Consider the following 13,246-nt stretch of genomic DNA (forward strand, 5'->3'; position numbering starts at 1 on the left):
CGCCCCTCCCCCGCGTACGAAGGATCGTCATGACCGAACTCCTCCTCATCCGGCACGGTCTTCCCGTGGCAGGCGTGTTCGACCCGGGGCTGTCTCCGGAGGGCACCGCTCAGGCCGGCCGCCTCGCCGCCTGGCTCGCCCACGAGGACGTCGACGCCCTCTATTCCAGCCCGTTCCGGCGGGCCCGTGAGACCGTGGCGCCCCTGGAGCGCCGCACCGGCATGACCGCCACCGTCCTCGACGACCTGCGCGAGTGGGACACGGACGTGTCCCAGCCCTACACACCGCCGGAGCAGATCGGCGCGGACGATCCCCGGGCGGCGGCGCTCGCCGAAGGACGCTTCGAGGACTTCGTGCCCGACCTGGACTGGGACGCCTTCCGCGGGCGTGCCCTGCGGGCCATGGACACCATCTTCGACGCCCACCCCGGCGGCCGGGTCGCGGTCGTGTGCCACGGCGGCATCACCAACACCTATCTGGCGACGGTGCTCGGTCTGCCCACGATGTTCTGGTTCCACCCCGACTACACATCCGTCAGCCGGGTGCGGCGCATGCCCGGCGGCCGGATCGTTCTGCACTCGGTGAACGAGACGGCCCACATGATCGCCGATCGTGCCGTCGACGCGGTCGTCTGACCCCGTCCCACACCCCAGGAGGTCCCGGTCATGCCCGGATCCGTCATCGTCGCCGGAGCCAGGACGCCCATCGGCAAGCTGATGGGCGCCCTGAGCACCGTGTCCGCGGTCGACCTAGGCGCCCATGCCATCGGCGCGGCACTGGCCGCCGTCCGCCTGGAGCCGACGGCCGTGGAAGCCGTCGTCATGGGCCACGTCGTCCAGGCCGGGGCCGGCCCCAATCCGGCACGACAGGCCGCGATCCGGGCCGGCATTCCGTTCGCCGTGCCCGCCAGCACCGTCAACAAGCTCTGCCTGTCCGGTCTGCACGCCATCGCCCTGGCCGACCTCATGATCGCCTCCGGACGCCACGAGGTGGTCGTCGCGGGCGGCATGGAATCCATGTCGGGTGCCCCGCACCTGCTGCGGGGGTCGCGCACCGGCTGGAAGTACGGCTCGGCCGCGGTGGAGGACGCCCTCGACCGCGACGCCCTCCTCTGCGCCTTCGACGGCGTGTCCATGGGCGCGGCCACCGAGCGCTACCAGCAGCCGTTCGCGCTGACCCGCGAGGAACAGGACGAGTACAGCGCGCTGTCCCATCAACGGGCGGCCCGCGCCCGGGAGTCGGGCACGCTGTCCGAGGAGATCTCCCCCGTCACCGTGGCCGGGCGCCGGGGCGAGACCGTGGTCGACGCCGACGAGGGCGTACGGCCGGGAAGCACTGCCGAGAGCCTGGGACGCCTCAGGGCCGCCTTCTCCGGTACGGGCACCATCACCGCGGGCAACTCGTCACAGCTATCCGACGGCGGTGCGGCCGTCGTCGTGATGAGCGCGGAGCGCGCCCGGCGGGAAGGCCTGACCCCGCTCGCCGAGATCGGCGCCTACGGCACGGTCGCCGGGCCCGACCCCTCGCTGCTCGTCCAGCCGGCCGGCGCGGTCCGCGACGCCCTGGCCAGGGACGGCCGGCTGAAGGCCGCCGATCTGGACCTGTTCGAGATCAACGAGGCGTTCGCCGGAGTGGCCCTGGCCTCCGTACGGGAGCTGGACATCCCCCTGGACAGGGTGAACGTCAACGGCGGCGCGATCGCGCTCGGCCACCCGGTCGGCATGACCGGGGCCAGGCTGGTGCTGACCCTCGCGGCGGAACTGCGGCGGCGCGGAGGCGGCAGCGGAGCCGCGGCCCTGTGCGGGGGCGGCGGCCAGGGCGACGCGCTGTTGCTGCATGTCCCGACGCAGGCCTGAACCCGGAGCTGAACAACCATGAACGACCAACTGCCCCCGGGCGACATGACCCTCGCCGTGGCGGCCCGCACCCGGGCCGCCGACGGCGTCGTCTCCCTCACCCTGCGCCGCCCCGACGGCGGTCCGCTCCCCACCTGGACGCCGGGCGCGCACATCGACGTGCTCCTGAACGGCGAGGACGGTACCGGCGGCGAGCTGATCCGCCAGTACTCCCTGTGCGGGCGCCCGGCCGCACGCGAGTCCTGGCAGATCGCCGTGCTGCGCGAGCCACAGGGCCGCGGCGGCTCCGCCTACGTCCACGACCACCTGCGCGAAGGCGCCACCGTGCGGGTCCGCGGACCGCGGAACAACTTCCCGCTGCGGCCCGCCGCACGCCATCTGTTCATCGCCGGCGGCGTCGGCATCACGCCCATCCTGCCCATGGTCGAAGCCGCCGAGGCCGCGGGGTCCGACTGGCGGCTGCTGTACGGCGGCCGCACCCGAACCTCCATGGCGTTCCTGGACCGCCTCGTCCCGCACGGGGACCGGGTGCTCGTCCGTCCGCAGGACGAGTACGGTCTGCTGGACCTCGCCGCCCTCCTCGGCGTCCCCGAGGAGGGCACGCTGGTGCACGCCTGCGGCCCCGAACCCCTGCTCCGGGCGGTGCAGGAGCGGTGCGTGGGCTGGCCGCCCGGCACCCTGGGCGTGGAGCGCTTCGCCCCGGCTCAGGCGGCCGGAGCCGGGCCCGCCGAGGCCTTCGAGGTCGAGCTCGCCCGTTCCGGGCTCACCCTCACGGTGCCGGCGGACCGCTCGGTGCTCGAAACCGTGGAGAGTGCCGGCGTCGCGGTGGACTTCTCCTGCCGGGAGGGCACCTGCGGCACCTGCGAGACCGACGTACTGGACGGAGAGCCCGACCACCGCGACTCACTGCTGACCGAGGACGAGCGGGCCGCGGGCGACACCATGCTCATCTGCGTCTCCCGCTCTCGGGGGCCTCGCCTGGTCCTCGATCTGTGACGGCGACCGCCTCCGGGGTCCGTCGCCGACGCACATCCGGCTGAGGGCCGGTATGCCCGGATCGAGGCGCCGGCCCCGGGCAGGGAACGGCTGGGCCGTGCCGAACTCGACGACTCGCCGATCGGGGCGTCCGCCGCCTCGCGGGCCGGCCCTCGGCCTCCGACCCGCTACGTCACCGGTCGAGCATCGCCAGGGTCAGGACGTCGCCGCCGATGCCCCAGCCGCCGTCGGTGACCTCCTCGACGAGGACCAAGGTGGTGGCGCGGGCCCGTTCCCCGTAGATCTCCACATAGAGCTCGGTGGCGCGGGTGACCATCTTCTCCTTCTGCTCCTCGTCGAGGGAGCCGGCAGGGACCTTGAAGTTGGCGAACGGCATGGTGGTTCTCTTTCTGGAGTGAGCGGCGATCGCCGAGACGACCTCGCCGCCGTCACGGCCGGGGCCCAGGTGGGTTTCCCCCCGCTTGCGTCTCCAGAGTGGGCCGGTGCCGCCGCGCCGGCCAGGGCTGTCTGCACCCAGGGGTTGCCACCCCCTGGCTCAGGGCAACGGCGCGCGTGACGATGGAGGCGTGAACCACTCCGAACTCGCCGCGTTCCTCAAGTCCCGGCGCGCCCGCATCCGCCCGTCCGACGTCGGTCTGCCCACCGGTCCCCGGCGCCGGGTGCCCGGGCTGCGGCGCGAGGAGGTCTCCCAACTGGCGGGTCTGTCCGTCGACTACTACACCGAGTTGGAACGCGGTCGCGGCACCCGGCCCTCCGCTCAGGTGCTGGCCGCCCTGGCCAGGGCGCTGCGTCTGGACGGCGACGAGCGGGACCACCTGTTCCATCTGGCCGACCGCCTCGTCCCTCCGGCCGCGCACGGCCCGACCGCGCATGTGCAGCCGGCCCTGCTCGGCCTGCTGGACCAGCTCACCACCACGCCCGCCCAGGTCATCACCGACCTGCACGAAACCCTGGTGCAGAACCGCCTGGCCGCCGCGCTCATCGGCCGGCCTCCGGCGGTGCACGGCCCCGAAGCGAGCTTCGTCCACCGCTGGTTCACCGACCCCGCCGCCCGTGCTCTCTATCCGGCCGAGGACCACCCCCACCACTCGCGGGTCTTCGTCGCCGACCTCCAGGCGGTGGCCGCGCGGCACGGCGGCGACACGGCGGCGCATCGGATGGTGGCCACGCTGCGTCGGCGCAGCCGGGAGTTCGCCGACCTGTGGGACACCCACGACGTCGCCCTCAGACGGACCGACCACAAGCGCATCGTGCACGCCACGCTGGGCGTCATCGAGCTCGACTGCCACAGCCTGTTCAGCGAGGACGGACGTCAGCGTCTGCTGTGGTTCAGCGCCCCGCCCGGCACCGAAGGCGCCGCCCAGTTGCAACTTCTCACCGTCATCGGCTCACAGGACCTGGCTCCCGGCGCGAGCGCACCGGCAGGCGTGCTCGGACGATCGTAGGGGTTTCGCGTGGGGAACCTCGAGCGGCTCCCCACGGCACGCCCGACGCGAACCCGCCGAAGAACGCTCAGACGTATTCCGTCGCCGCGTCGAGCAGCCAGTCCGCCAGGTAGCCGGCGAAGGAGGAACGGACCAGTAGCCAGAAGCCGGCCCTGGTTTCGTCACGGGAGACCAGGACGATCTGGGTGCGGGCCAGGGTGGTCTGGGCGCAGCGTCCGGGGCCGAAGGTGCGCGGGTGCAGATCCAGGGGGCAGCCGTGGGCCAGGAGGTCGCGGGCGCGGGGCCCCGTCACGAGGAGCGTGGTGCGCTGGGCGGAGACGTCGGTGACGGAGACGGGTTCGTCCCCGGCGGCCGTTCGGATCCGGCTCTCCAGGTCCCCCACGCCGCCGGGCGGGCCCACCAGCAGCCATTCGTCCGGGCCGAGCCACAGAGCGGTCGACTCCCCTGCGCGTACGACGGTGTTGGCTTCCAGGGGGAGGGGGAGGCCCAGTGCCAGCCCGACGGCGTCCGCCGCCGCTCCCTTGGCGTCGAGGCGCACGTTCACCTGAGTCAGGAAGGGGAGTTCGGCCAGCCGGACCGCGCCCCTGGACATGCGCGTCGCGTCGGCCAGACGGTCGGAGAAGTTCGCCAAAGGGCTGCGGAGTGGGGCGGCAAGGGCGGTGTCAGCCATCGCGACGGGCTCCCTCGGGGTCGTAGAGGACGGGGCCGGTGACGGTCACCGGAACCAGCCGGTCGCCCACCGGGGCGTACAGCCGCTCGCCGATGCGCTCCCGGCCGCCCTTGATCAGGGCGAGCGCGAAGGTCCGGCCCAGGGCGGCACTGCGGTAGCTGGAGGTGACGTGGCCGAGCATCGGGACGGGCGGCACCGGCAGCACGCTGTCGGCGATCAGCTGGGTGCCTTCCGGGAGGAAGGTGCCGGAATCCTCGGGGAGAAGGCCGACCAGGTGCTTGCGGTCGGCACGCGCGGTGTCGGCGCGGGCGTGGGAGCGCTTGCCGATGAAGTCGGGCTTCTTCTTCGACACCACCCAGCTCATGCCCAGGTCCTGCGGGGTGACGGTGCCGTCGGTGTCCTGGCCGATGATGGGGTACCCCTTCTCCGCCCGCAGGACGTGCATGGTCTCGGTACCGTACGGGGTGATGCCGTACGGGGCTCCGGCCTCGTACAGGGCCTCCCAGAGGGCCGGGGCCTCCCACGGTGACACGTTGATCTCGTAGGCCAGTTCGCCGGAGAAGCTGATCCGGCACACCCTGGCCGCGATGCCCGCGACCGTCGTGTCGCGCCATGCCATGAACGGGAAGTCGTCGTTGGCCACGGCGAGTCGGGGAGCGAGCGTGCCCAGGACCTCGCGGGAGCGCGGGCCGACCAGGGCGACCGTGGCCCACTGCTCGGTCACGGAGGTGCAGTGGACCTTCAGCTCGGGCCACTCCGTCTGGAGCCACTCCTCCATCCAGTCCAGTACGGCTGCCGCGTTGCCCGTCGTGGTGGTGACGAGGAAGCGGTCCCGCGCGAGGCGGATGACCGTGCCGTCGTCGAAGACCATGCCGTCCGGGCGGCACATGACGCCGTAGCGGATCATGCCGACCTTCAGGGTGCTCATCATGTTGGTGTAGAGCAGGTCCAGGAAGACGCCGGCGTCCGGGCCCTGTACGTCGATCTTCCCGAGGGTGGAGGCGTCCATGAAGGCGACGCCGTCGCGCGCGGCGGCGCACTCGCGCAGCACGGCGGTCTCCATGTCCTCGCCTTCCCGGGGGTAGTACCAGGGGCGCTTCCACTGGCCGACGTTCTCGAACAGGGCGCCGTGCCCGGCGTGCCACGCGTGCAGGGCCGTCACCCTGATCGGGTCGTGCAGCGCTCCGCGGTCGCGGCCGGCGAGCGTGGCGAAGGAGACGGGCGTGTAAGGGGGGCGGAACGTGGTCGTGCCGAGCGCGGCGATGTCCACCCCGAGCAGTTCGGCGACGACGCCGCCGGCCAGCAGACCGGACGTCTTGCCCTGGTCGTTCGCGGTGCCGGCCGTGGTGTAGCGCTTGGTGTGCTCGACCGAGCGCATACCGGCGCCGGTCGCCCGGGCCAGGTCGTCGACGGTGACGTCGCGTTGGAGGTCGACGAAGCGGTGGGCGCCGGAGGTGCCGGGGACCACGTACACGTGCATGGGTGGCGTCCACGGTCGGGCGGCCACGTCGGGGAGGCGGGGGGACTCGGAGGTGTAGCCCTCGGCCTCGATCGCGCGCGCCCCGGCGGCCGCACCCTGGGTGAGGACCCGGGCCAGGTCGGGGACACCGCTCGCGCTGCCCGCGACCTCGACCGCCTGACGGCAGGCGTCGGGGACGAAGGAGCCCAGCGTCTCCTCGTACCGCAGCTTGCCGCCCGCCTGGCTGAACAGCTGCGCCGCCGGATTCCAGCCGCCGGAGACCAGCAGCAGGTCGGCGGCGAACCGCTGCCCCGCGGCCGCCCCGTACGGGGCGACGGTCACCGCGGTGAGGCGCGCGTCGCCTTCCGTGCCGGTGACGGCATGCCCGGCGAGCACCTCGATGCCGGCGCCCCGGGCCCGCTCGGCCCACTCCCCCGGCTCGGAGCGGGTGTCGACGATCGCCGCGACTCCCACGCCCGCCGCGGCGAGGTCCAGCGCTGCCTCGTAGGCACTGTCGTTGGTGGTGAAGACGACGGCGTGCCGGCCGGGCAGGACACCGTGACGGTTGACGTAGGCGCGGGCCGAGGAGGCCAGCATGACACCGGGGCGGTCGTTGTCCGCGAAGACCAGTGAGCGTTCGTGGGCGCCGGTGGCGAGCACCACGCGGCGCGCGCGGATGCGCCAGACGCGCTCGCGGGAGGTGGACGCCGGGGCGTTGGCGCCGAGGTGGTCGGTGCGGCGCTCGACGGCGAGGAGGTGGTTGTCGTCGTAGTAGCCGAAGACGGTGGTGCGGCGCAGCACGCGTACCTCGGGCTCGGCTTCGAGCAGCCCGGCGACCTCCGCCACCCAGTCGAGGTGTTCGCCCGAGCCCAGGAGGCTGCCGCCCGGTTCCGGTCGGTCGTCGGCGAGGATGACGCGCGCGCCGCTCCTCGCGGCCGCCGCGGCGGCCGCGAGGCCGGCCGGGCCCGCGCCGACGACCAGCAGGTCGCAGTGGGCGTGTACGGCGTCGTAGCGGGCGGGATCCGGTTCGGTGGAGAGGCGGCCCTGACCGGGCAGGCTGCTCGCGACCAGGCCGTCGTACAGCTCGACCGTCGGCGCGGGGAGCATCGGCTCGGGGAAGGGGGCTTCGATCTGGACGACCGCGTTGGGCTCCTCGACGCCCGCCGAGAAGATGCCTCGCGGGCGGCCGAGCTTGATGCTGGTGCCGGCCTGGATGATGCCGTTGGCGAGGAGGGCCGAGGCGAGGGTGTCGCCTCGGTAGCCCTGGTACTCGGTGCCGTCGAAGGTGAAGGTGAGGGGGGCTGCCCGGTCGACTCGGCCGCCGGTGGTCAGGCGGAACGGCTGGGTCCTCTCCACCTCGCTCCTTCCCGGCGCCGGGGGGCCGTCCACGGATCCCGCTGGGGGCTCCGTCCCCAGGGCCCCGTTCGGCCCCGAAGGGGCCTCGTCCTCACACGCCGGACGGGCTGCCGTACGCGGCTGATACGTGACCGGGCGCGGCTCGGCCGCCTCCGGACGGGCCTCCCCCGGCCGGTACACCGCCAGAAGCTCGTTCGTCGCTGTGTCGCGCACCGCGTTGAACCACTTGCGGCAGCCCGCCGCGTGGCTCCATCGCTCGGCGAACGGGCCCTTCGGGTTGTCGCGGAAGAACAGGTACCGGGCCCAGTCCTCGTCGTTGAGGGCCGACGGGTCCTCGGGGTACGGCACGTGTGCCTGGCCGCCGTAGTGGAACTCGGCCTCGTCGCGGGGCCCGCACCACGGGCAGGGGATGAGCAGCATGGATCGGCTCCCTAGTGGGCCACCGCGGCCGCGCCGTGCTCGTCGACGAGCGCGCCGGTGGTGAAACGGTCGAGCGAGAAGGGGGCGTTGAGGGGGTGAGGGGTGTCGTGGGCGATGGTGTGGGCGTATACCCAGCCGACGCCCGGGGTGGCCTTGAAACCGCCTGTTCCCCAGCCGCAGTTGAGGTAGAGGTTGTCCACCGGCGTGAGGCCGACGATCGGCGAGGCGTCGGGGCTGACGTCGACGATGCCGCCCCAGGTGCGCAGCACGTGGGCGCGGGCGAAGACCGGGAAGAGCTCCAGGGCCGCCGACATCTGCTCCTCGATGATGTGGAACGCGCCGCGCTGGGTGTAGGAGTTGTACGAGTCGATGCCCGCGCCCATCACCAGCTCGCCCTTGTGCGCCTGGCTGACGTACACGTGGACCGCGTTGGACATCACGACCGTCGGGTGCACCGGCTCGAGCAACTCCGACACGAGTGCCTGCAACGGGTGGCTCTGCAGCGGGAGTTCGATGCCGGCCATGGCGGCGAGGACCGAGGTGTGGCCGGCCGAGCAGAGCGCCACCTTGCCGGCCGCGATCGGGCCCAGGGTCGTCTGTACGCCGACGACCCGGCCGCCGACCACGTCCAGGCCGGTGACCTCGCAGTTCTGGATGATGTCGATCCCGGCGGCGTCGGCGGAGCGGGCCAGGCCCCAGGCGACGTGGTCGTGCTTGGCGATGCCGGCCCGTGGCTGGTAGGTGGCGCCCAGGACCGGATAGCGCACGTCCGGCGAGACGTTGACGATCGGGCAGACCTCTTTGACCCGCTCGGCGTCGAGCCATTCGGCGTCGACGCCGTTGAGCCGGTTCGCCTCGACGCGGCGCACGCTGTCACGGACGTCCTGGAGGCTGTGGGCGAGGTTCAGCACACCCCGTTGGGAGAAGAGGATCGGGTAGTCGAGTTCCTCGGCCAGCCCCTCCCACAGTTTCAGGGCGTGCTCGTAGATGCCGGCGCTCTCGTCCCACAGGTAGTTGGAGCGGATGATCGTGGTGTTGCGGGCCATGTTGCCGCCCGCCAGCCAGCCCTTCTCCAGCACGGCGACGTTGGTGATGCCGTGGTTCTTCGCCAGGTAGTGGGCAGTGGCGAGGCCGTGTCCGCCGCCGCCGACGATCACCACGTCGTACGACCGCTTCGGCTCCGGCGTGCGCCACAGCCAGTCGGGGTGCTCGGGGAGCTCGGAGCCGGGGGTGCGCGGGCTCATCGGACGTCTCCGTCTTCTGAAGGGGCTGCTGGATGGGCGTCGGAGCGGGCTGCGGAGGGGGCTGCGGGGAGGGCTTTCGGAAAGTGCGGACGGAGCGGGTGGCCGGGGATCGGCGGGTCGGGCGCCGGCGGTGCCCCGCACTCGCGGTCAGCCACGGAGGCGGGACATGGTCGGGTCGAACAGGGGCTCCTCGGCGACGACCGCCTCGATGCGCTGGTCGAAGTAGCCGATGCGCAGGGTGGTGCCCGGGGTGGCGAGGTCTGCCGGCAGCCAGGCGTAGGCGATGCCCTTGCCGATCGTGTAGCCGTAGGAGGCGCTGGTGACATAGCCGACCGCGCGGTCGCCGTCGTAGACCGGTTCCTTGCCCAGGACGACCGACCGGGGGTCGTCGATCGTGAGGCAGGTCAGCTTCCGCCGCAGGTCGGCCCTGCGTCGTTCCAGCGCCGCCTTCCCGACGAAGTCGCCCTTGTCGGGCTTGACGGCGAAGCCGACGCCGGCCTCGTAGGGGTCGTGCTCGTAGGTCATGTCGGTGCCGAAGGAGCGGTAGCCCTTCTCCAGGCGCAGGCTGTTGAAGGCGCCGCGGCCCGCGATGATGCCGCCCAGCGGCTCGGCCGCCCGCCAGAGGGTGTCCCACAGCTTCTGGCCCTGGTCGGCGGTGGTGTAGAGCTCCCAGCCGAGTTCACCGACGTACGACAGGCGCATGGCGGTGACGGGCACCGATCCGATGTAGGCGCGTTTGGCGCGGAAGTACTTCAGGCCGTCGCCCGAGAAGTCCTCGGACGTGAGCGGCTGGAGGACCTTGCGGGCCAGCGGGCCCCACAGGCCTATGCAGCAGGTGCCCGGGGTGATGTCGCGGACCTGGACCGTGCCGTCGGCGGGGAGGTGGCGGGTGAACCAGTCCAGGTCCAGGTTGCCGTTGGCCCCGACCTGGAAGAGGTCACGGGCGAGGCGGGCGACGGTGATGTCGCTGCGGATGCCGCCGTCGTGGTCGAGCAGCAGGGTGTACGTCACCGAGCCGACGGACTTGGCGACCTTGCCGGTGACCAGTCGCTCCAGGAAGTCGGCGGCGCCGGGGCCGGCCACCTCCAGCCGCTTGAGGGCCGTCATGTCGTACATCGCGACGGTTTCGCGGGTGACCTGGGCCTCGGCGCCGACGATGGGCGACCAGTACCGCGCCGCCCAGTCGTTGGGGGTGGGGATGTTGCGGCCTTCGACGAGTCCCGCGTTGGCCTCGTACCACTGCGGGCGTTCCCAGCCGTTCGCCTCCAGGAAGAACGCGCCGTGCTCCCGCTGGCGGGCGTGGAAGGGGCTGGTGCGGATGGGGCGCGGGCGCCCCGACGGCTGGAGCGGGTGGAGGATGTCGTAGACCTCGACGAAGTTCTGGCAGTCGCGGGCCAGGACGTACTCCGGTGACAGCTGGTGCTGCTCGAAGCGGTTGACGTCGCACTCGTGCAGGTCGAAGGAGGAGCAGTGGCCGTCGACCAGCCACTCGGCGACGGCCCGTCCGACGCCCGCGGAGTGGGTGACCCAGACGGCCTCGGCGACCCAGAAGCCCTTGACGTCCGGGGACTCGCCGAGCAGCGGGAAGTTGTCGGTGGTGAAGGAGAACAGGCCGTTGATGCCTTCCTCGACCTTGGCGTCCTGCGTCGCGGGGAGCAGGGACCGGGTCTCGGTCCAGGCGTCGGCGAAGTCCTCCTCGGTGAACTTCAGGACCGACGGCATCTGGTCGGCCTCCTCGACGGACAGGATGTCGTCGGCGGTGATGGGCATCGGGCGGTGGCCGTAGTAACCGATGCCGATGGTGTCGAAGCGGTCGCGGTAGTAGAGGTCGGCGTCCTGGTGACGAAGGATCGGGCGCACCGCCTCCTCGGTCTGGCCCGCGAGGGCGGGTACCGGGCCGGTCCAGGCGAGCTGGTGGGCGAGCGGGGTCAGCGGCAGGTTCATGCCGACCATGCGGGCGATCTTCGGGCCCCAGATGCCGGCGCAGCACACGACTATGTCGGCGGGAATCTCGCCCTGGTCGGTGAGGACGCCGGTCACGCGGCCGTCGGCCTGCCGGACGTCGAGGACTTCGTGCCGGGCGAGGAATCGCACACCGCGCTCGGTGGCCCGGCGGATCTGGGCCTCGACGGCGAGTACGGCCTTGGCGAGGCCGTCGGTGGGGACCAGGAGGCCGCCGAGGACCCTGTCCGGGTTCACCAGCGGGTGCTGCTCGACGCACTCCTCGGCGCTCAGCAGCCGGGACTCGATGCCCCAGGCGGTGATCCAGCCGTGGCGGCGGTGGAGTTCGGTCAGGCGCTCGGGGGTGGTGGCCACCTCGAGACCGCCGACCTGGAGGAAGCAGGGCTTGCCGTCGACGTCGAGGGAGCAGAACTTCTCGACGGTGTAGCGGGCCAGCTCGGTCATGGTCTTGGAGGAGTTCGTCTGGAAGACCAGGCCCGGGGCGTGTGACGAGGAGCCCCCGGTGGCGGGCAGCGGGCCCTGGTCGACCACGGTCACTTCGGTCCAGCCGCGCGCGGAGATCTCGTCCGCGAGTGCCGCTCCCACGACACCCGCTCCGATGATCACCACTCGGGGTCCCGCCATCGCCGCACCTCCGAATTCAAAACCGATCCGGTTGCTGTCTACGCAACATGCTTCAGGTTGCGCAACTCAATGTGCCTGTCGCGGGGAGGGGGTGTCAAGAGGTCCGTGACGCCGGAAGCCGACCCGGACCACAGCCCGCAACAGCGCCCTGGACATGGCGATGCCCGGTGGGCGGCGCGCACCTGTGCGCACCGCCCACCGGGCATGTCCGACCGCGGTCGACTCCGCTACTTGATCCAGGCGTCGACCTTCTCCTTGTTGGCGTCGACCCACTTCTTCGCCGCCGCGTCGGCCGTCATCTTGTCCACCGCGATGTACTTGGCCACGGTGTTCTGGTCGTCGTTCGTCCAGTTGAACTTCTTCACCAGGTCATAGGCGGGACTGCCGGACTTGGCGAACCCGGCGCTGACGATCTTGTCGAGGTCGTAGACGGGATAGTCGCAGGCGACCTTGGCCGCGTCGGCGTCACAGCCCGTCTTGTAGGCCGGCAGGTTCACCTTGACCAGCGGCACCTCGGAGAGGAACCACTGCGGCTCGTAGAAGTAGCCGATCACCCATTCCTTGTTCTTCTCGGCCTTGCGGTAGGCCTGGATGAGCGCGGTCTCACTGCCCGCGTACACCACCTTGAAGTTCAGCTTCAGGTTCTTCACCAGCGCCTCGTCGTTGGTGACGTACGAGGGGTCGCCGTCGAGGAGCTGCCCCTTGCCGCCCGACTCCGAGGTCTTGAACTCGTCGGCGTACTTGTCGAGGTTCTTCCAGTCGGTGATGTCCGGGTGCGCCTTGGCCAGCCACGGCGGCACGTACCAGCCGATGATGCCCTTGTTGCCGGTCTGGCCGGCCTCCACGGCGGTCTTCTGCTCGGTGACGTACTTCTTCTTCAGGTCGTCGTGACCCCAGTTCTCCAGTACGGCGTCGACCTCGCCCGTGCCGAAGCCCTGCCAGGCGATCTCCTCCTTGAGGTCCTTCTTGGTGACCTTGCAGCCGAGTTCGTGCTCGGCGACGTACGCGACGACCGCCGCGTCCGCCTCGTAGCCCACCCACGGGTTGACGGCGAGGTTGAAGGTCCCGCACTTGTCCGAGCTGCCGGAACTGCCGGAGCCCGCGGAGTCTTCACCGACCTTCGCGCCGCCGCAGGCGGTGAGGGCGAGCCCCATCACAGTGACGACCGCTGTGCCGACGGCGCCGACTCTCCACTGTCTTGCTTGCCTTGCCAT

The 13,246-nt window shown here is 71.7% G+C and carries 10 protein-coding genes; 4 read left to right on the plus strand and 6 right to left on the minus strand.

The window, feature by feature from the left end:
• Window positions 1–29: 29 nt before the first annotated feature.
• From ACIPFH_RS12440 to ACIPFH_RS12450, 3 genes are read left to right on the plus strand one after another with little or no spacing between them, the layout of a single operon-like run.
• Window positions 30–635 carry a histidine phosphatase family protein gene (locus tag ACIPFH_RS12440; protein ID WP_401825498.1) on the plus strand — a complete coding sequence of 202 codons (606 nt, stop codon included), beginning with the start codon at window positions 30–32 and terminating at the stop codon, window positions 633–635.
• A gap of 30 nt (window positions 636–665) precedes the next feature.
• Entirely contained in the window at window positions 666–1,856 is a 1,191-nt protein-coding gene (locus tag ACIPFH_RS12445) for an acetyl-CoA C-acyltransferase (protein WP_401825499.1), read from the plus strand.
• Between the two features lie 18 nt (window positions 1,857–1,874).
• Entirely contained in the window at window positions 1,875–2,852 is a 978-nt protein-coding gene (locus tag ACIPFH_RS12450) for a PDR/VanB family oxidoreductase (RefSeq protein WP_401825501.1), read from the plus strand.
• Window positions 2,853–3,024: 172 nt separating this feature from the next.
• Here the strand turns inward: ACIPFH_RS12450 and ACIPFH_RS12455 are convergent, their stop codons facing one another.
• Window positions 3,025–3,228, minus strand: coding sequence for a tautomerase family protein (locus ACIPFH_RS12455; protein ID WP_401825503.1), 204 nt, complete (start codon window positions 3,226–3,228; stop codon window positions 3,025–3,027).
• Window positions 3,229–3,418: 190 nt separating this feature from the next.
• On the opposite strand from ACIPFH_RS12455, the gene ACIPFH_RS12460 reads away from it, so the two are divergent.
• Complete coding sequence (locus ACIPFH_RS12460) at window positions 3,419–4,297, plus strand: helix-turn-helix transcriptional regulator (protein WP_401825505.1); 879 nt, start codon at window positions 3,419–3,421, stop codon at window positions 4,295–4,297.
• Between the two features lie 67 nt (window positions 4,298–4,364).
• Here ACIPFH_RS12460 and ACIPFH_RS12465 read toward each other — a convergent pair whose 3' ends face one another.
• The 5 genes from ACIPFH_RS12465 to ACIPFH_RS12485 all read right to left on the minus strand — a co-directional run bounded on the left by ACIPFH_RS12465 (window position 4,365) and on the right by ACIPFH_RS12485 (window position 13,246).
• Window positions 4,365–4,967, minus strand: a complete 603-nt coding sequence (locus ACIPFH_RS12465) for a sarcosine oxidase subunit gamma (protein ID WP_401825507.1) — start codon at window positions 4,965–4,967, stop codon at window positions 4,365–4,367.
• Window positions 4,960–8,202 (minus strand): sarcosine oxidase subunit delta family protein, encoded by a 3,243-nt coding sequence (locus ACIPFH_RS12470; RefSeq protein ID WP_401825508.1) that lies wholly within the window; start codon window positions 8,200–8,202, stop codon window positions 4,960–4,962. The genes ACIPFH_RS12465 and ACIPFH_RS12470 overlap by 8 nt, the downstream gene beginning before the upstream one ends.
• Window positions 8,203–8,213: 11 nt before the next feature.
• Window positions 8,214–9,446: a sarcosine oxidase subunit beta family protein gene (locus tag ACIPFH_RS12475; protein WP_401825509.1), complete on the minus strand. Its 1,233-nt coding sequence runs from the start codon at window positions 9,444–9,446 to the stop codon at window positions 8,214–8,216.
• Between the two features lie 147 nt (window positions 9,447–9,593).
• Window positions 9,594–12,032: an FAD-dependent oxidoreductase gene (locus ACIPFH_RS12480; RefSeq protein WP_401825510.1), complete on the minus strand. Its 2,439-nt coding sequence runs from the start codon at window positions 12,030–12,032 to the stop codon at window positions 9,594–9,596.
• Window positions 12,033–12,259: 227 nt separating this feature from the next.
• Complete coding sequence (locus ACIPFH_RS12485) at window positions 12,260–13,246, minus strand: ABC transporter substrate-binding protein (protein WP_401825511.1); 987 nt, start codon at window positions 13,244–13,246, stop codon at window positions 12,260–12,262.

This window comes from Streptomyces sp. NPDC088157 (assembly GCF_044741545.1).
Lineage (GTDB): Bacteria > Actinomycetota > Actinomycetes > Streptomycetales > Streptomycetaceae > Streptomyces.